The 17,774-nt window shown below is 73.6% G+C and carries 9 protein-coding genes; all 9 read left to right on the forward strand.

What is annotated here, in order from left to right:
• The first annotated feature begins 14 nt into the window (after positions 1 to 14).
• The 9 genes from OG736_RS18075 to OG736_RS18115 all read left to right on the forward strand — a co-directional run bounded on the left by OG736_RS18075 (position 15) and on the right by OG736_RS18115 (position 17,767).
• Positions 15 to 3,707: an FHA domain-containing protein gene (locus OG736_RS18075; RefSeq protein ID WP_327187634.1), complete on the forward strand. Its 3,693-nt coding sequence runs from the start codon at positions 15 to 17 to the stop codon at positions 3,705 to 3,707.
• Positions 3,708 to 3,983: 276 nt separating this feature from the next.
• The gene (locus OG736_RS18080) at positions 3,984 to 5,366 is read left to right on the forward strand and encodes an ABC transporter substrate-binding protein (RefSeq protein ID WP_327183365.1); all 1,383 of its coding nucleotides are present in this window, start codon (positions 3,984 to 3,986) and stop codon (positions 5,364 to 5,366) included.
• Positions 5,367 to 5,373: 7 nt separating this feature from the next.
• The gene (locus tag OG736_RS18085; RefSeq protein ID WP_327183366.1) at positions 5,374 to 6,717 is read left to right on the forward strand and encodes a carbohydrate ABC transporter permease; all 1,344 of its coding nucleotides are present in this window, start codon (positions 5,374 to 5,376) and stop codon (positions 6,715 to 6,717) included.
• A 47-nt stretch (positions 6,718 to 6,764) separates the two neighbouring features.
• On the forward strand, positions 6,765 to 7,592 hold the full coding sequence (locus tag OG736_RS18090) for a carbohydrate ABC transporter permease (protein ID WP_327187635.1): 828 nt from the start codon (positions 6,765 to 6,767) through the stop codon (positions 7,590 to 7,592).
• Positions 7,593 to 7,777: 185 nt separating this feature from the next.
• Positions 7,778 to 10,054 (forward strand): bifunctional glycosyltransferase/CDP-glycerol:glycerophosphate glycerophosphotransferase, encoded by a 2,277-nt coding sequence (locus OG736_RS18095; protein WP_327183367.1) that lies wholly within the window; start codon positions 7,778 to 7,780, stop codon positions 10,052 to 10,054.
• 224 nt (positions 10,055 to 10,278) lie between these two features.
• On the forward strand, positions 10,279 to 12,483 hold the full coding sequence (locus OG736_RS18100) for a bifunctional glycosyltransferase/CDP-glycerol:glycerophosphate glycerophosphotransferase (protein WP_327183368.1): 2,205 nt from the start codon (positions 10,279 to 10,281) through the stop codon (positions 12,481 to 12,483).
• Positions 12,484 to 12,491: 8 nt separating this feature from the next.
• On the forward strand, positions 12,492 to 14,714 hold the full coding sequence (locus OG736_RS18105; RefSeq protein ID WP_327183369.1) for a bifunctional glycosyltransferase/CDP-glycerol:glycerophosphate glycerophosphotransferase: 2,223 nt from the start codon (positions 12,492 to 12,494) through the stop codon (positions 14,712 to 14,714).
• Between the two features lie 8 nt (positions 14,715 to 14,722).
• Positions 14,723 to 16,000, forward strand: a complete 1,278-nt coding sequence (locus tag OG736_RS18110; protein WP_327187636.1) for a glycosyltransferase family protein — start codon at positions 14,723 to 14,725, stop codon at positions 15,998 to 16,000.
• Between the two features lie 207 nt (positions 16,001 to 16,207).
• Positions 16,208 to 17,767 (forward strand): hypothetical protein, encoded by a 1,560-nt coding sequence (locus OG736_RS18115; RefSeq protein WP_327183370.1) that lies wholly within the window; start codon positions 16,208 to 16,210, stop codon positions 17,765 to 17,767.
• Positions 17,768 to 17,774: the final 7 nt, after the last annotated feature.

Consider the following 17,774-nt stretch of genomic DNA (forward strand, 5'->3'; position numbering starts at 1 on the left):
GACCGCTGACGGCGATGCAGATCCGGCTGACCGTCGTAGACCCGACGGGCCCGCCCTTCCCGGCGCCGGGCTCGGCTCGCGCGGGGGGAGCTCAGGCGCGGGCCCGCACCGCGAGTTGCGACGTGCTGGTCACGGCGCCCGCCGGCACGGCCCTGGCCGCGGTGGCGTCCGCGCTGGCCGCGGCGGTCTCCGGGGAGGGCGCCCCGTCGGCCTCCTCCGCGGCGGCGGTCGTGCTCTACGCGGGCGTGGAGCGGCTCGACACCCAGCGCTGCACACTCGGCGAGCCGCCGCTGATCGACGGCGCCGTGCTGTCCCTGGGCGCCCCGGCCGACCCGGAACCGCATCCCGAGGTCGACGAAGCCCCGGCCCGTCTGCACGTGGTGGCCGGGCCCGACGCCGGCGGGGTCCATCTGCTGCACGGCGGCCAGGTCCGCGTGGGCCGCTCCGCCGACGCCGACGTGCCCCTCGACGACCCGGACGTCTCACGTCTGCACTGCACGGTGACGCTCTCCCCCGAAGGCCGTGTCACGATCGCCGACCTCGGCTCCACCAACGGCACCACCCTGGACGGCGCCCGGGTACAGGACCGTCCCGTCCGCCTCACCCCCGGCGCCCTGCTGCGCGTCGGCGAGTCGGCTCTGCGTCTGGCCCCGCCCGGCGGCCCGGGACCACGGGCGGCGACCACTCCGGACGGCGAGGGCCATGTCCGGGTGCCCTGCGCGGGCACGGAACCTGCGGCGGGCGACGGCCCGTCCGGCGGGAGCCCCGGCGCGGCCTCGGGTGAGGCACACGCGCGTGCGGCGGGCGGCGCGGGCGACCGCGAAGACCCCTCCGGCCCGACCGGCCACGCCTACGGCACGGTGGACTGGAACGGTTCGTCGGAGGGCCGGGGCGGACGGACGCGCGGCGCCGGGGAATCCCACGCGGCGCCTGCGGTGGTGCCCGGCCAGGGCACGGCGCCGCGCATCGAGAGCCGACGCGGCGGCGAGCCACGCGCAGGGGACCCCGCGCGCCGGAACCCGCCCGGAGCGGTTGCCTCCGGTGGCGTGCCCGGAGCGGGTCGAGGTTCCTCGGCCACCCACGCCGGCCGCTCGGGCCTCGGGTCGTTCACGGGGACATACGACGACGTCCGGGGACCGCACGGCGCGCCGGAGGACGCGGGCGCCCCGCACCGCCCCGCCGCCTCCGCTCCCGGACCCGCCGCCCCGTCCGGCCCTTCGTCCGGCCCTTCGTCCGGCCCTTCGTCCGGCCCTTCGTCCGTTTCCCCGGCCGCGTCCCCCTACGACGACGCCCCCGAAGCCGATCCGCGCGCGGCCTCCCGCCGTAAAGGCACCCCGCTGCGCGGCACCGACGTGCCCCCGGGCGTGCGCAAACGCGGCGGTCTCTCCGCGTGGGCGCGCCGGCTGGCCGGCGGTCGCGGCGACGCGCAGGACACGGACGACCCCGGGACCTACGAGGAGGAGGCCGCAGCGCAGACGTACCCGTCGGTCGCCGCGTCCCCCGCGCCCGAGACCTGGCCGGACCCGGCCGCGCTGCTGCTGACGGCGCTGGGCCCCGGCCCCCGGCTGTGGGAACGCGGCCCGGGGCACCCGGAGGCGCTCACCGTGCGGCTCGGCACCGCCGACCGGCCGGCGCCCGACGGCTCGGGTCTGCTGCCCGCCGTACCGGTGACGACGGGGCTGCGCGAGGTCGGCGCGCTCGGTCTGGCCGGGCCGCGCCCGCGGCTGTCCGGGCTGGCGCGCGCGGTGCTGGCCCAGCTCGCCGCGCTGCACTCCCCCGACACCCTGGAAATCGTCCTGATCAGCACGGACCGCGCGCGTTCCGAGGAGGAGCGCGTCGCCGAGTGGTCCTGGCTCGGCTGGCTGCCGCAGCTGCGCCCGGGACACGGACAGGACTGCCGTCTCCTGCTCGCCTACGACCGCGACCAGGCCACGGCCCGCGCCGACGAACTGCTGCGTCGTCTGGAGGACCACCTGGCCGACAGCGCGGGCGGCCCGAGCGGTACGAGCGGTACGGGACCGGTCCAGGTACCCGCACCCCGCGGCGCAGGCCGCCGCCCCTCCTGGGCCGTGCCGGACGAGACCGACGACGGCGGCTTCCCCGGCCCGTACACCGTGGTCGTCGTGGACGGCGATCCCGGCGGCGCGGACCTGCGCGAGGCGGTGGCCCGGCTGGCGGTGGCCGGACCGCGCGCCGGGATACACGTCGTCTGTCTGGCCGAGACGCCCGCCGCCTCCCCTTCCTCTCCGGTGACCGAGACCTACGAAGCGGCCTGTGCGGCGGCGCCCACCTTCCGCGCGTGCGGAGCCGTCGCGCTGCTCAGCGGGGACGTGGCGACGGCCCTGCGGCTGCTGCGGGTCGCGCCGGCCGGGGCGGAGACGGAGCGGCCCGGCCCGGTGGGACCCGGCACGGTCGGCGCGGTGGACGCGGTCTCCCTCGCCTGGGCCGAACGCTTCGCGCGGGCCCTCGCACCGCTGCGCCCGGACGGCGCGGGCGGCGGCGAGCGGCACACGCGGGTGTCGGCTCCGCTGCCCCAGTCGGCCCGGCTCCTGGACAAGCTGGGCCTCGCCCGGGCCACGCCCGCCTCGCTGATGGCCCGCTGGGCGGACGCGGCCGACGACGCCGAGGCGCTCGGCGGACGGGCGTGGGCCGTGCTCGGCGCGGGGCCGCGCGGACCGGTCGGCGTGGACCTGGTCGCCGAGGGCCCGCACCTGCTGATCGAGGGCCCGACGGGCAGCGGGCGCACGGAGCTGCTGCGGGCGGTCGTGGCCTCGCTGGCCGCAGCCGAGCGGCCGGACCGGCTGGGCATCATCCTGCTGGACGGCCGCGACACCGTCGGCAAGGGCGGCGGCGGTCACGGCGACGGCCTGCGGATCTGTACGGACGTACCGCATGTCACCACCCACCTCACCGCCAACGACCCGGTCCGCATGCGGGAGTTCGCGCAGTCGCTGAGCGCCGAGCTGAAGCGGCGGTCCGAACTGCTGGGCCGTTCCGGCTTCGTGGACTGGCACACACAGCGCGCGGTGTCCGGCCGTGTCGTTCCGCAACGCACCCCGAACGCCCCGTCCCCGGGAGCCGGGCTCGGCGGCTCCAGCGGCGGCGCCGCCGACATCGAGGCCCCGCCCAGCACCACGCTGCGGCTGCGCCCGGGAGCGGCCGCCCGGCAGCGGGCCGAGGCGACGCCCCCGCTGCCCCGTCTGGTGGTGGTCGTCGACGACCTGGACGCTCTCGTCTCCCCCGCCCTCGGCTCCCCGGGCCGGCCGGCCGCCGGCTCGGTCATGCGCGCGCTGGAGGCGGTGGCCCGCGAGGGCGAGCGGCTCGGCGTGCACCTGGTGGCCGCGGCAGGCCCCGGGGGCCGTACGGCGGAGTCGGAACCGGCCCGGCTGTCCACCGTTCGGATCACTCTGGACCCGCCGGGTTCCGGCACGGACGAACCGGCGCCGGGCCGCGGCCGGCTCAAGGGCGCGGACGGCCGCCTCACCCCCTTCCAGGGCGGCCGCGTCACGGGCCGCATCCCCCGTACGGCGACGCTGCGCCCCACGGTGGTCCCCCTGGAGTGGCAGCGCATGGGCGACCCCCCGGCCCGTCGCCCGGTACGGGAACTGGGCAACGGCCCGACGGACCTGGCCCTGCTGGCCAGCGCCCTGGAGCGAGCCGCGCGGCAGCTCAGCCCGTCCGGGGGCGCACCCGCCGGGGGCGCCTGAGGCGAGGCCCTCGCGGGCCGAAGCCGGCCCGGGCGGGCCCGGAGCCGGTGACCGGAACGGGTGACCGGGGGCGGTGGCCCCCGGTCGCCGCCCGCGGCGGGCCAAGCGCACCGGCCCGGCACCGGGAATCGCGCGCCTTGCGATCACGACGCGGTCACGATCCCCCGCTTGACAGCACAGGCGCCCTTGCCGAGCCCAGGCACCCGGCGTAGACCAGTGCTCACGGGACAGCGCTCGAACGTTCACGAGTCGACGAGGACGAAGAACGGGGCAGTGATGCGCAGCACGAGCAATACCATCCGGACACGCAGGACCGTGAAAGCGGCCGCCACGCTCCTGGCGGGAGCGCTCGCGCTCTCGCTCACGGCGTGCGGCAGCGACGACGACAAGAGCGGCGGAAGCGAAAGCAGCACCGGCGGCAAGGAGTCCGGCGGCACCCTCACCCTCCCCAAGCTCGACGGCACCACGCTCGAAGTGGCCGCCGTATGGACCGGCACCGAACAGGCGAACTTCAAGAAGGTCCTCGCCGAGTTCGAGAAACGCACCGGCGCGAAGATCACCTTCGTGCCCGCACAGGACCCGATCATCAACTTCCTCGGCTCGAAGATCGCGGGCGGCTCACCGCCGGACGTCGCGATGCTGCCGCAGCCCGGCGCGATCAAACAGGCCGCCGACAAGGGCTGGGCCAAACCGCTGGGCGCCGAGGCCCAGGCGGAGCTCGCGAAGAACTACTCGCAGGGCTGGCAGGACATCGGGAAGGTGGGCGACAAGCAGTACGGCGTCTACTACAAGGCCGCCAACAAGTCGCTGATCTGGTACAACGCCAAGGTCTTCGAGAACGCGGGCGCCACCGACCCCGCGACGTGGAAGGACCTGCTGACCACCGCGCAGACGGTGTACGACTCCGGCGTCACCCCGTTCTCGATCGGCGGCGCCGACGGCTGGACCCTCACCGACTGGTTCGAGAACGTCTACCTCTCCCAGGCGGGCCCGGAGAAGTACGACCAGCTCGCCCAGCACAAGATCAAGTGGACGGACCCCTCCGTGAAGGAGGCCCTGACCACCCTGGCCCAGATCTGGGGCAAGAAGGACTGGGTGGCGGGCGGCGCGAGCGGCGCGCTCCAGACCGAGTTCCCCGCCTCGGTGACCCAGACCTTCACCGGCGGCGAGCAGCCGAAGGCGGCCATGGTCTACGAGGGCGACTTCGTCCAGGTCAACATCGCCGACACCAAGTCGAAGGTCGGCACGGACGCCAAGGTGTTCCCGTTCCCGAAGGTCGGCGACACCGCGCCGGTGGTCTCCGGCGGTGACGCGGCCGTCATCCTGAAGGACTCCAAGGGCGCGCAGGCACTGGCGACCTTCCTGGCCTCGCCGGACGCGGCGGAGATCCAGGCGAAGCTCGGCGGCTATCTCTCGCCGAACAAGAACGTCGATGTCTCCGTGTACCCGAACGAGGTCCAGCAGACGATCGCCAAGGCGCTGGTCGCGGCCGGCGACGACTTCCGCTTCGACATGTCCGACCAGGCCCCGCAGGCCTTCGGCGGCACCCCCGGCAAGGGCGAGTGGAAGGACCTCCAGGACTTCCTGAAGAACCCGACGGACGTGGCCGGCACCCAGGCGAAACTGGAGTCGGACGCGGCAGCGGCGTACGGGAACTGACGCGGAGATGGCGACGCCCGCGGCGGCGGGGGCTCCCGGGGCCCCCGCCCCTCCTCGCTCGCGCAAGAGTGTGACCGGCACCCGAAGGACCGTGGCCGCGCTGTTCCTGCTGCCCGCCCTGGTGCTGCTCGGCGCACTCGTGGTCTACCCGATCGGGTACTCGGTCGTGCGCAGTTTCTACGACCAGTCCGGCGACGGCTTCGCCGGCGTCGACAACTACAAGGCCCTCTTCACGGACGAGGGCATCCGTACCGCCCTCAAGAACAACGTGATCTGGGTGGTGTTCGCGCCCACCATCGCGACCGCGCTCGGTCTGATCTTCGCCGTGCTGACCGAACGGGTGCGCTGGGGCACCGCGTTCAAGCTGGTCGTCTTCATGCCGATGGCGATCTCGATGCTCGCCGCCGGCATCATCTTCCGGCTGGTCTACGACCAGGACCCGGACAAGGGCGTCGCCAACGCGGTGTGGGTGGGCGTCCACGACACGTTCGCCGAGTCGTCGGCGTTCCCGAAGGCCCACCCGGGCCGCGACTCGCCGCTGCGACCGCAGGACGGCGGCTTCATCACCAAGGCCCCGGTCCACACCGGCGTCCCGGTCGCCCTTCCGCTGGTCGGCGTCGCCCCCGACCAGATGCCCGGCAGCGCGGAGAAGGCCGTGAAGGCACGGCCCGAACAAGGGGAGGTCACCGGGACCGCCTGGCAGGACTTCACCCGCGGCAAGGGCGTCGGCACCCTCGGCGCGCCCGACCCGTCCGAACCGGGCTACGCCGGCATGAAGATCGAGGCGGTGAAGGACGGCAAGGTGGTGGCCTCGACGAAGGCGGCCGACGACGGCACCTTCACGCTTCCCGCCGAGGCCGACGGCGCCCGACTCCGGCTGCCCGCGAGCAACTTCAAGGAGGCGTACAACGGTCTGGACTGGCTCGGCCCGTCGCTGGTCACGCCGGCCATCATCGGCTCGTACATCTGGATGTGGGCGGGCTTCGCGATGGTGCTGATCGCGGCCGGCCTGGCGGGGATTCCGCGGGAGCTGCTCGAAGCGGCCCGGGTGGACGGCGCCAACGAGTGGCAGGTGTTCCGCAGAGTCACCGTCCCGCTGCTGGCGCCGGTCCTCGCGGTCGTCGCCGTCACCCTGATGATCAACGTGCTGAAGGTCTTCGACCTGGTCTTCATCATCGCCCCCGGTTCCTCGCAGGACGACGCGAACGTGCTCGCCCTGGAGCTGTACCGCAAGGGCTTCTCCGAGGACCAGCCCGGCATCGCCAGCGCCATCGCGGTGTTCCTGCTGCTGCTGGTGATCCCGGTGATGTGGTTCAACGTGCGTCGGCTCAGGCGGGAGGTGCGGCGGTGACGGCGACGACGGGGACGACGGGGACGAAGAAGCGGCTCGAGTGGGTCATGGAGAAGCTCAACGGCGGGCTGGTGCGCGCCTTCCTGATCGTCGTCGGCCTGTTCTGGCTGGTGCCGACCATCGGACTGCTCATCTCCTCGCTCCGCTCCCCCGAGGACATGAGCGCCGACGGCTGGTGGAACGTGTTCAGCGAGCCGTCCCAACTCACCTTCGACAGCTACCGGAAGCTGCTGGAGAACGGCGACATCACCAGCTCCCTCGTCAACACCGTGCTGATCACGGTGCCGGCGACGGTCCTGGTCGTCGTCATCGGCGCGCTCGCGGGCTACGCGTTCGCGTGGATGGAGTTCCCGGGCCGGGACTGGTGGTTCCTGGGCGTCGTGGGGCTGCTGGTCGTGCCCGTGCAGGTGGCGCTCATCCCGATCGCCGAACTGTTCGGCAAGGTCGGCCTGTTCGGGAACATCCTGGGCGTGATCCTGTTCCACGTCGGGTTCGGACTGCCCTTCTCGGTGTTCCTGCTGCGGAACTTCTTCGCGGAGATCCCGCGCGAGCTGCTGGAGGCGGCCCGTCTCGACGGAGCCGGTGAACTGCGGCTGTTCGCCCGCGTCGTGATGCCGCTGGGCGCCCCCGCGATCGCGTCCCTGGGCATCTTCCAGTTCCTGTGGGTGTGGAACGACATGCTGGTCGCGCTGGTGTTCACCAACGCCGACAGCCAGCCGATCACGGTCGCGCTCCAGACACAGGTGCGGCAGTTCGGCAACAACATCGACGTGCTGGCGCCCGGCGCGTTCATCTCGATGGTGATCCCGCTGGCCGTGTTCTTCGCGTTCCAGCGGCAGTTCGTGTCCGGCGTGATGGCGGGCGCGGTCAAGTAGCGAGCGCGCAGTCGTCGAGCAGCCGGTCAAGTGGCCGGTGGAGCAGGGGCGGGCCGGGTCATCGGCCCGCCCCTTTCCGTTCACCCGCAATCCCCCGTATGCCGTACGAACCGTAACCAATTCACTCCATCGGCCGTTCCCGGGCAAGGCCCTGTCTTCCGTCCGCGCCGACCCATGGATGTGCCTTGCCCAGGTTCAGTGTCATCGTCCCCGCGTACAAGGTTCAGGCGTACCTGCACGAGTGCCTCGAATCGGTGCTGTCCCAGTCGTTCGCCGATCTCGAACTGATCGTCGTCGACGACCGTTCGCCGGACGCCTGCGGCGAGATCATCGACGAGTTCGCGGCCCGCGACGAGCGGGTGCGCGCCGTGCACCTGCCGGAGAACGTCGGCCTGGGGCAGGCCCGCAACGCCGGGCTGGAGCGGGCGACCGGCGACTACCTGGTGTTCCTGGACTCCGACGACACGCTCACCCCGGACGCGCTGCGCGCGATCGCCGACCGGGTGAAGGAGACGGGCGAGCCGGACGTCCTGGTCTACGACTACGCGAGCACGTACTGGTCGGGCGAGACCGTCCGCAACCAGTTCGCGGCGCAGCTCTCCGAGGAGGGCGCCGCACCCTTCCGGCTCGAGGACCGCCCGGGGCTGCTCAGGGTGCTGATGGTGGCTTGGAACAAGGCCTACCGACGGGAGTTCATCGAGGGCGTGGGCCTGACGTTCCCGTCCGGCTACTACGAGGACACCCCGTGGACCTACCCGGCGCTGATGGCCGCGCAGTCGCTCGCGACGCTCGACCGGGTCTGCGTGCACTACCGCCAGCGCCGCCGGGGCAACATCCTGTCCACCACCAGCCGGGGCCACTTCGACGTCTTCGAGCAGTACGACCGGGTCTTCGCGTTCGTCGAGCAGCGTCCCGAACTCGCGCACTGGCGACCGGTGTTGTTCCGCCGCATGGTCGACCACCTCTCGACGGTCTTCACCAAGCGCGACCGGCTCCCGCGCGGTTCACGCGCCGAGTTCCTGCGCAGGGCCCGCGCCCACTACCGCCGTTACCGCACCCCGGGCGTCCCGGTACCGCTGCGCTCCCGGCTGCGCCACACGCTGGTCCACTTCGGCGTGCACCGCACCTACCGGGTGCTCCAGGCGTCCATGACCGTGCGCCGGCGCACCCACAAGGCCGTCTCGAAACTCGCCCGCGCGCTGCGGGCGGGCGTCCTCCAGGCGCACTACCGCGTCCAGTTGAAGCTGCCGCTGCGCGCCGACCGGGCCGTGTTCGCCGCGTACTGGGGCCGCGGGCACAGCTGCAACCCGGGCGCACTGGAGGCCGCGTTCCGTACCTTCGCGCCGCAGGTGCGCACGGCGTGGATCGCCCGCCCCGAGCACCGGTCGGCCGTCCCGCCGGGCCCTCGCCAGGTGCGCCCCGGGACGGCCGCCTACTGGACGGCGCTGGCCCGCTCCAAGTACCTGGTGAACAACGTCAACTTCGACCGGCGGCTGGTCAAGCGCCCCGGCCAGGTCTTCGTGCAGACCCAGCACGGCACGCCCCTCAAGCACATGGGGCTCGACCTCCAGGAGCGCCCGGCGGCCGCCCGCGACATGGACTTCGCCGAGCTGCTGAGGGGCGTCGACAAGTGGGACTACGTCCTGTCGGCCAACCGCCACACCACCCTCACCTGGGAGCGCGTCTACCCCGGACGCTACGAGACCCTCGAGTACGGCTATCCCCGCAACGACGTCTTCCAGCGGGCGACCTCGGCGGACGTGGCCCGGCTGCGCGAGTCCCTCGGCATCCCCCGCGACACGGTCGCCGTCCTCTACGCGCCGACCCACCGCGACTACCGCCGCGTCCAGCGCTCCCACCTCGACCTGGAGCGGGTCCTGCGCCGGCTGGGGCCCCGCTTCGTGATCCTGGCCCGCTCCCACTACTGGCAGGAGGCGCCGGCCGGCCGGCCGGTGGCGGGCGTCATCGACGTCACCGACCACCCGAGCGTGGAGTCCCTGTGCCTGGCCTCGGACGCCCTGGTCACCGACTACTCGTCCCTCATGTTCGACTACGCCGGTCTGGACCGCCCGATCGTGATCCACGCCGACGACTGGGAGGCCTACGAGGCGGCCCGCGGCACCTACTTCGACCTGCGAGCCTGTCCGCCGGGCGTGGTCGCGCGCAGCGAGGACGAACTGGTCGACATCTTCGCGACCGGTCACTGGCGCGGCTCCCGTTCCGCCCAGCTGCGGGCCGCGTTCCGTGAGCGGTTCTGCCCGTACGACGACGGCCGCGCCGCGGAGCGCGTCGTACGGCGGGTGGTGCTGGGCGAGACGCTGCTGCCCCCGGTCGTGCCGCTAGCCCAGCGCCGTCCGGTGCCGTCGGCCGCCGCCTCGGCGTCGATGCCCGCGGGGCGCCCGGCGCTCGCCCACGTGCCCCCGCCCGCAGGCCCGGTCCTCCCCGTCACCGACCGGCGCTGAACCCCGTTCACCCTCAGGGGAGTTGCCATGCCCTCCGGCTCGTCACGGCCCACCCCGACCCGGCCGTCCAGCCGGCGGCCGGCCGGGCGGCCCGGACGTACCGCCTGAAGAACACCCCCGAGACCGACCGCCGCAGACCGACCGCCACGGACCGACCGCCGTAGACCGTCCGCCGCAGACCCTCCGCCGCGGATCGTCCGCCGCACCGACAGAGAAAGAGCAGCATGCCCCGCTTCAGCATCATCGTCCCGTCCCATGGGGTCGCGGGCCGGTTGTCCCTGGCGCTGGACTCCGTCCTGGCCCAGTCCTTCGGCGACTTCGAGCTGATCCCGGTCAGCGACGCGCCCGGCACCCCGGCCGCGGCCCTCGCCGCCGGGTACGCGCGGCGGGACTCCCGGGTGGCCCCGGTGCACTCGCCACCGTCCGCCGGGCTGAGCGGGGCGCGCAACACGGGGATGCAGGCGGCGACCGGCGCATATCTGCTGTTCCTCGACGGTGACGACGTCCTCGCCCCGGGCGCCCTGGCGACGCTGGACGCCCGGCTGACCGAGACCGGCGACGTCGACGTGCTGTACGCCGAGCACGAGCGCACCCCCTGGTGGGACGGCGAGCCGACCAACCCGGCCGCCCCGCTGCTGGCGGGGACACCGAAGGGCGCCTTCTCTCCGGCCGAGGCCCCGCACGTCACCGGCGTGCAGCTGCCCGCGTGGGGCACGGTCTACCGGCGCTCCTTCGTCACCGAGCACCGGCTCGCCTTCCCCGACGGGCACTTCACGGACGTCGGCTTCGGCGGCCTGGTCACCGTGCACGCCGAGCGGATCGCGGTGCTGCGCTCGGTCGTCGTACGGCATCTGCTGCGGCGGCAGGGCAACCGGCTGAACCTGCCGGGCGAACACCATCCGGAGCTCCTGGACCCGACCGAGGCGGTGCTGACCCGGGCGGCCGAACTCGGGCTGTCCGGGGACCGGTCGGGTGCCCTCTTCGAGCAGCTCTTCGCGGCCGTGCTGAAGACAGCCGCGCATCCGGCCCGGCTGACCGGGCGCCGCCGCCGGGCCTTCTTCCGCCGCGCGGGCCGACTGTACCGGCGCCACCGCCCGGCCGGTTTCCGCAGGCCGGGCGGCAGCCTGGGAATGCAGCACCGGCTGCTGGCGGCCGGGGCGTACACCGCGTTCCGCGCGCTGCGCGGCGCCAACCGGAAGGCCGCGGGCGCCGTCGAGCGCCTCCCGCGCCCCCAGGGTCTGCGCACCCGCCTCCTCTACCGGCGCCGGCTGCGCCGCCGTATCGACCCGAACCTGGCGGTGTACTGCGCCTACTGGGGGCGCGGCTACGCATGCAGCCCGGCCGCGATCCACGCCAAGGCCGCCGAACTCGCCCCGCACATCCGTTCGGTGTTCCTCGTCGAGGCCGACCAGGCGCACGCGATGCCGGACGGCGTCGACCACGCCGTCATCGGCAGCCGCCGCTACTGGGAGGTCCTGGCCCGCGCCAAGTACCTGGTCAACAACGCCAACTTCGCGGAGGGCGTGGTCAAGCGCGAAGGCAGTGTGCACGTGCAGACCCAGCACGGCACCCCGCTCAAGAAGATGGGCGTCGACCAGTCGACGTACCCGGTCGTCGCCGCCGCGACCGGCTCCTTCACCAAGCTGCTGGGCCGCGTGGACCGCTGGGACTACAACCTGTCCTCCAACACCCACTCCACCCAGATGTGGGAGCGCGCCTTCCCGGGCTCCTACGAGCAGCTGGAGTACGGCTATCCGCGCAACGACGTCTTCTACACGGCGACCGCGGCCGACGTGGCCCGGGTCCGGCGGGAGCTGGGGGTGCCGGAGGGCACCACGGCCGTCCTGTACGCGCCCACCCACCGCGACTACCACACCGGTTTCGAGCCGGGCCTGGACCTGGAGGCCTTCTGCGAGGCGGCAGGCGAGAACGTGGTCGTGCTGCTGCGCGCGCACTACTTCTACGACGGGGGCGGCCGGCGCGGCACCGGCCGGGTCATCGACGTCACCGGTCACCGCTCCTCCGAGGAGGTCTGCCTGGCCGCCGACGCGCTGGTCACCGACTACTCGTCGATCATGTTCGACTACGCCAACCTGGACCGCCCGATCGTCGTGTTCGCCGACGACTGGGACGTCTACCGGGAGACCCGGGGCGTCTACTTCGACCTGCTGGAGGCCCCGCCGGGACCGGTCGCCGGCACACCCGAGGAGCTGGCCCGGGTGTTCCGCGACGGCTCGTACGCGGACTCCGCATCCGCCGCCCGCCGGGCCGCGTTCCGGTCCCGTTTCTGCCAGTTCGACGACGGCCGGGCCGCCGAGCGCGTGGTGCGCCGGGTACTGCTCGGCGAGCCACCGGAGGCGATCGAGCCCGTGCGGCCGCTCGCCGAGCGCGTCCCGGCCCCCGCCGCCTCCACCCTCGTAAGGAGCTGACCTCCGCAGTGCCCCGCTTCAGCATCATCGTCCCCTGTTTCAAGGTGCAGGGCTTCCTGCGCGAGTGTCTCGACTCGGTCCTGGAGCAGTCGTACCGGGACATCGAGGTGATCGCCGTCGACGACCGCTCTCCCGACGGCTGCGGCGCGATCCTCGACGAGTACGCGGCCCGCGACGACCGTGTCCGGGTCCTGCACCTGCCGGAGAACGCCGGCCTCGGCCGCGCCCGCAACGCCGGTATGCCGCTCGCGGGCGGCGACTACCTGTTCTTCCTCGACAGCGACGACACCCTCACCCCGGGCGCGCTGCGCGCGATGGCGGACCGGCTCGACGAGGCCGGCGACCCGGACGTGCTCGTCTTCGACTACGCGCGCACCTACTGGTGGGGCGGCACCCGCAGGAACGCCCTGGCCCATGTCCTCGCGGAGGCGGGCGACGGCACCTTCACGGCCGTCGAACGCCCCGAGATCCTCGACCTGTTGATGGTCGTGTGGAACAAGGTCTACCGGCGGGAGTTCGTCGAGAGGAACGACTTCTCCTTCCCGCCCGGCTACTACGAGGACACTCCCTGGACGTTCCCGGTCATGCTCAGCGCGGAGCGGATCGCCGCACTGGACCGGATCTGTCTGAACTACCGCCAGCGGCGGCAGGGCAACATCCTGTCCACCACCAGCCGTAAGCACTTCGACATCCACGACCAGTACGAGCGGGTCTTCGCTTTCGTCGACTCCCGCCCCGGACTGGCTAGTTGGCGGCCGTATCTGCACCGCAAGATGGGCGAGCACTGTCTCGACATCCTCGCCAAGCCGGACCGGCTGCCGCCGTCGGACAAGGGCGAGTTCTTCCGCCGTACGGCGGAGCTGTTCGCCCGCCACAAGCCCGCCGGTGAGCCGGTGCCCGCCGAACTCCGGGTCCTGGAGGGCGGATACGCGGCCTACCGGATCAAGCGGAAGGCCGGCCGGACGGGCCGGGAGGTCGCCCGGCGCGGCGGGCAGGCGGGCCGGGCGGCCGTCGGGCGGCTGCGCCGGGGTCCGAACGCCCTGCTCGGGCATCGCCCGTCGGACCCGCGCCTCGTCCTGTACTCCGCGTTCTCGCACCGGGGCGTGCTCGGCGATCCCGGAGCCGTCTACGAAAAGGCGCGGGAGATCGCACCGCAGCTGCGCGGGGTGTGGGTGGTGCGCGACGAGGAGACGGCCGAGCGGCTCCCGGCGGGCGTGGAGCACGTACTGCTCGACTCCCCCGCCTACCGCCGGGTCAGCGCGCGGGCCGGCTTCTTCGTCAACAACGTCAACTGGCCCGGCACCCTGGCCAAACGGCCGGGCAGCGTGCACATCCACACCCACCAGGGCACCCCGCTGAAGTACATGGCGGCCGACCTGCTCCAGCGGCCCGGCGCCCGGTACGGCGTGGACGTGCCGCAGATGCTGCGCCGCGCCGACCGCTGGGACTACAGCCTGGTCGCCAACCAGCACTCCGAGCTGGTGTGGGAGCGGGCGTACCCGTGCCACTTCACCTCGGTGCGGACCGGAAGCCCGCGCAACGACGTGCTGGTGAACGCCGGTGCGCAGGCGGGTCTCGCGGTCCGCGCGCGGCTCGGGATCCCGGCCGGTCACACGGTCGTGCTGTACGCGCCGACCCGCCGCGAGTACGTGCGCGGCGGACACGTCGACCGGCTCGACCTGGCCCGGCTCGCCGCCGACCTGGGCGAAGGGCACACCCTCGTCGTACGGCTGCACCCGTCGCTGGCGACCGGTCCGGCGCGCGGGACGGGCCTGGCCGACCTGCACCGGCGCGGGGTGCTGGTGGACGCGACGGACGAGCCGCGTGTCGAGGACGTCATGCTCGCCTCCGACGTCCTGGTCACCGACTACTCGGCCCTGATGTTCGACTACGCCAACCTGGACCGGCCGATCGTCGTCCACGCCGACGACTGGGCCGCGTACACGGCGAGCAGGGGCGCCTACTTCGACATCACCGCGGACGCGCCCGGCCAGGTCTCGCGCACCTACCGGGAACTGGCCTGGCTGCTGGCCTCCGGCAGCTGGCGCGACGAGGAGTCGGCGCGGCTGCGGGCGGGCTTTCGGGAGCGGTTCTGCGCCTACGACGACGGGCGGGCCGCCGAGCGGGTCGTCCGGCGGCTGCTGCTCGGCGAGGAGCTCCCCGAGGGGACCGTCGCCGTCCCGAAGGTTCCCGCACCGGCCGGCGCCCGCGATCTGCTCGCGTCGACGTGACACCTCCCCTGCGGCCGCGCACCCGGGTGCTGGTCCTGGTCGCCGTGTTCGCGCTGCTCCAGCTCGCGAACGTGACCGGCCGGGACACCCCGGACAGCAAGAACTACCTGTCGTACGCACTGAGTCTGCGCGGTGAGGACAAGCGCGAGGCGGCGGCCGTGACCATCGCCTACGCCTGCGCGGGCGAGGCCTCGATCGCGGCCCGCCGGCAGAGCGTGGACGTGCTCCGCTTCGACGATCCCGACCCCGGCCGCCGCGTCACCGCCGAGTGCCACGAGCGGGAGTGGCGCACCGTCGACGCGCGGCTGCGGGCGGGGCAGACCGGCGGGCACACCGTGCCGTTCATGCCGGAGCGCTTCATGCGGATCTTCGAGGCTCGGCCCGGCTACCCGGTGTTCCTGCTGCCGTTCATCACCCTGTTCGGCGTGACCTGGGGTGTGTGGCTGGCAGGTGTCGCGGTGACGGCGGCGGGCGGGGTGCTGGTGTTCCTGATCCTGCGCACCCGGCGCGCGCCGACCTCCGTCTGTCTGACCGGGCAGGCCCTGTACTACGTGCTGCCGTGCGGGACGACCGCCATGCGCCCGATGACCGAGGGCCTGATGCTGGCGCTGACGTTGGCGGCGGTGTGGGGGTGCGCGCTGGCACTGGACGACGAGGTGCGGGCGGGGGCGTGGCTGGTCGGCGGTTCGCTGGCCGCCCTGTTCACCGTCAAGCACTCGCAGGCGCTGTTCCTCGGGCTGTCTCTGGCGGGCGCGGGCGCGCTGATCGCCGTACGGCGCCGGCGGCGCGGCCGGCCGCCGGGTCACGGGGTGGTCGTGGTGGCCGTCGCGGGTGGTTTCGGGGTGCTGGGGACGCTGGTACTGGCGAGGCTGCTGCACTATCCGTCCGAGTCGGAGAGCCTCCAGGATCTGCTGACCCACCATTTCGACCGGCCGGACCGCGCGCACGTGTGGCCGGAGTTCCTGCGTCTCCAGGGGAACTTCTGGGTGGAGTGGCTGCGCCGGCAGCTGTGGGAGCCACTGTTCGTGGGCGCGCTGGCGGCCGGGGCGTGGGGGGTGGCTCGGGGGCGGCGGCGGGCGTTCGGCGTCTTCGTGCTCGGCGCCGCCTGCACCGGGTTCCTCACCCAGGCCGGACACCCGGACATCACCATCTGGGGCGACCGGTTGATCGTGCTGGCGTGGCTGCTGCCGGTGCTGGGGGTGCCGCTGCTGCTCGAGCCCGTGCTGCGGGGGCGGGTGGCCCTGCCGGCCCATGAAGGCTCCGATCGGGCTCACTCCTTGAGGTGACTTTCGGCAAGGCCGTTGACCGGGCGGGAAGATACGGCCAATGCCCCTCTTTGCCCAGCTCGGACCCCGGTACGGTGCGCTGTCGCGTTACCTGCCCGGTTCCCTGTTCGACTCCCTCCCCGGCGCGGCCCGGTCCGGCGCGGCCGGATGCGGTACGGCCCGATCCGGCGCGGCCCGATCTTGCGCGGCCCGGTCCGGTGCCGTCCGTTGAGCACCGGTGTCCAGACCCGGCGGCCCACGCTCGGTGCGACGGCGCTGCGCGGCGGGCGGGGGTGGCGGCCGACCCCGTACCAGGCCCTCGGCTTGCTGTTCTGGCTGCTGATGTCGCTGGCGTACTGGCGGGTGCCGCAGTGCTGCGACGCCGGCCAGCACGCGGCGGTCGTCGAACGCCTGAAGGACAGTCTTCTGAACCCGCGGCACCCGATGGGCGACCTGCCGGGCGCGGGCAGCCCCTACTACTCGCCGTACGCGGTGGTGGAGGGCGCCTTCGCCCGGGTGAGCGGGCTGACGGGCTGGGCGGTGCTGCGGGTCGCGGGCCCGGTGAACCTGCTGGTGCTGCTGACCGGCATCGGCCGCTTCACGCGCGTGCTGACGCCGAGACCGTGGGCGCCGGTGCTCGGACTGGCGGCGATGACGCTGCTGTGGGGCACCGAGCGGGCCTGGTGGAGCGGCTATCTGGGCCTGATGTCGATGACCGGCAACCTCGGCTACCCGTCCACCTTCGCCATCGGGCTCACCTTCTGGGCGTGGGCCCTGGCGGGCACGCGCGCGCGTGACGCGCGCCGGGTGCGCTACGTGGGTCCGAGCGGGCTGCGCGGCTACACGGGCTATGTGGCTCTGGGCGTGCTGTACGGGGTGATCCTGCTGGTGCATCCGATCACGGCGATCGCGGCGGTGGCCGGGTGCGCGGCCTTCGTCGTGGGGTGGCAGCGGGGGTGGCGGGCCGCGGTGGCCGCCCGGTGGGCGGTGGCGGGGGCCGTGGCGCTGCTGGTGGCGGCTCTCTGGCCGTACTTCGACGTGTTCGAACTGGCCGGGGACGGCAGCGTGGACGCGATGCACCGGCGGCTGTACGACGATCTGCCGGGCCACTTCTGGCTGGCGCTGCTGGGGGTGCCGGCGCTGTGGGCGCGAGGCCGCCGCTCGGTGCGCGACCCGCTGGTGCTGATGTTCGCCCTGGAGTGCCTGGTGGTGGCGTACGGCTTCGTCAGCGGCCACTACACCTGTGGGCGGATCCTCGGGCTCACCCTGGTGCCGCTCCAGTTCGCCCTGGCCGTGGAACTGGCGGCGCCCCGGCCCTGGCGGGTGGGGCGGCGGGTGCTGGGCGCGGTCGCGACGGGCGCGGCCTGCCTCGGCTTCCTCACGGTGCAGGCGGGAGCGGTCGTGCCGCGGGCGCTGGACCCGGTCGGCTTCGAACCGCCGCCGCGCTGGCCCGCGTACGACTGGGCCGCGCGGCACATCGGGCCCGGCGAGGTGGTGGTCACCGACGGGTACTACGCGGTCCACACGATCGCCGGGTACGGGCCGAACCTGGCCGCGCCGGCCTGGCCGGACGCGGCCCTGGACGAACGGGAGCGGCTACGGCGGCTCGACGACGTCCGCACCTACCTCTCCCTCGGGTCGACCCGCGCCGAGCGGGTGGGGATCGCCCACCGCTACCGCATCCGCTGGCTGCTGCTGACGCGCTGGCACCCGGTGCCCGAGGAAGCCGTGGTGGTGGCCTGGAGCCGGCGGACGGGGGAGGTGCTGGCGCGGGTCGGGAACCGCTGAACCGCCC

The organism is Streptomyces sp. NBC_01334 (assembly GCF_035983595.1).
In the GTDB taxonomy this organism is placed as follows: Bacteria; Actinomycetota; Actinomycetes; order Streptomycetales; family Streptomycetaceae; genus Streptomyces; species Streptomyces coriariae.

Excerpts from the sequence above, each read along its gene's own strand:
- OG736_RS18075 (WP_327187634.1), top strand. The coding sequence starts at position 15 with ATGCAGATCCGGCTGACCGTCGTAGACCCGACGGGCCCGCCCTTCCCG.
- OG736_RS18080 (WP_327183365.1), top strand. The coding sequence starts at position 3,984 with ATGCGCAGCACGAGCAATACCATCCGGACACGCAGGACCGTGAAAGCG.
- OG736_RS18085 (WP_327183366.1), top strand. The coding sequence starts at position 5,374 with ATGGCGACGCCCGCGGCGGCGGGGGCTCCCGGGGCCCCCGCCCCTCCT.
- OG736_RS18090 (WP_327187635.1), top strand. The coding sequence starts at position 6,765 with ATGGAGAAGCTCAACGGCGGGCTGGTGCGCGCCTTCCTGATCGTCGTC.
- OG736_RS18100 (WP_327183368.1), top strand. The coding sequence starts at position 10,279 with ATGCCCCGCTTCAGCATCATCGTCCCGTCCCATGGGGTCGCGGGCCGG.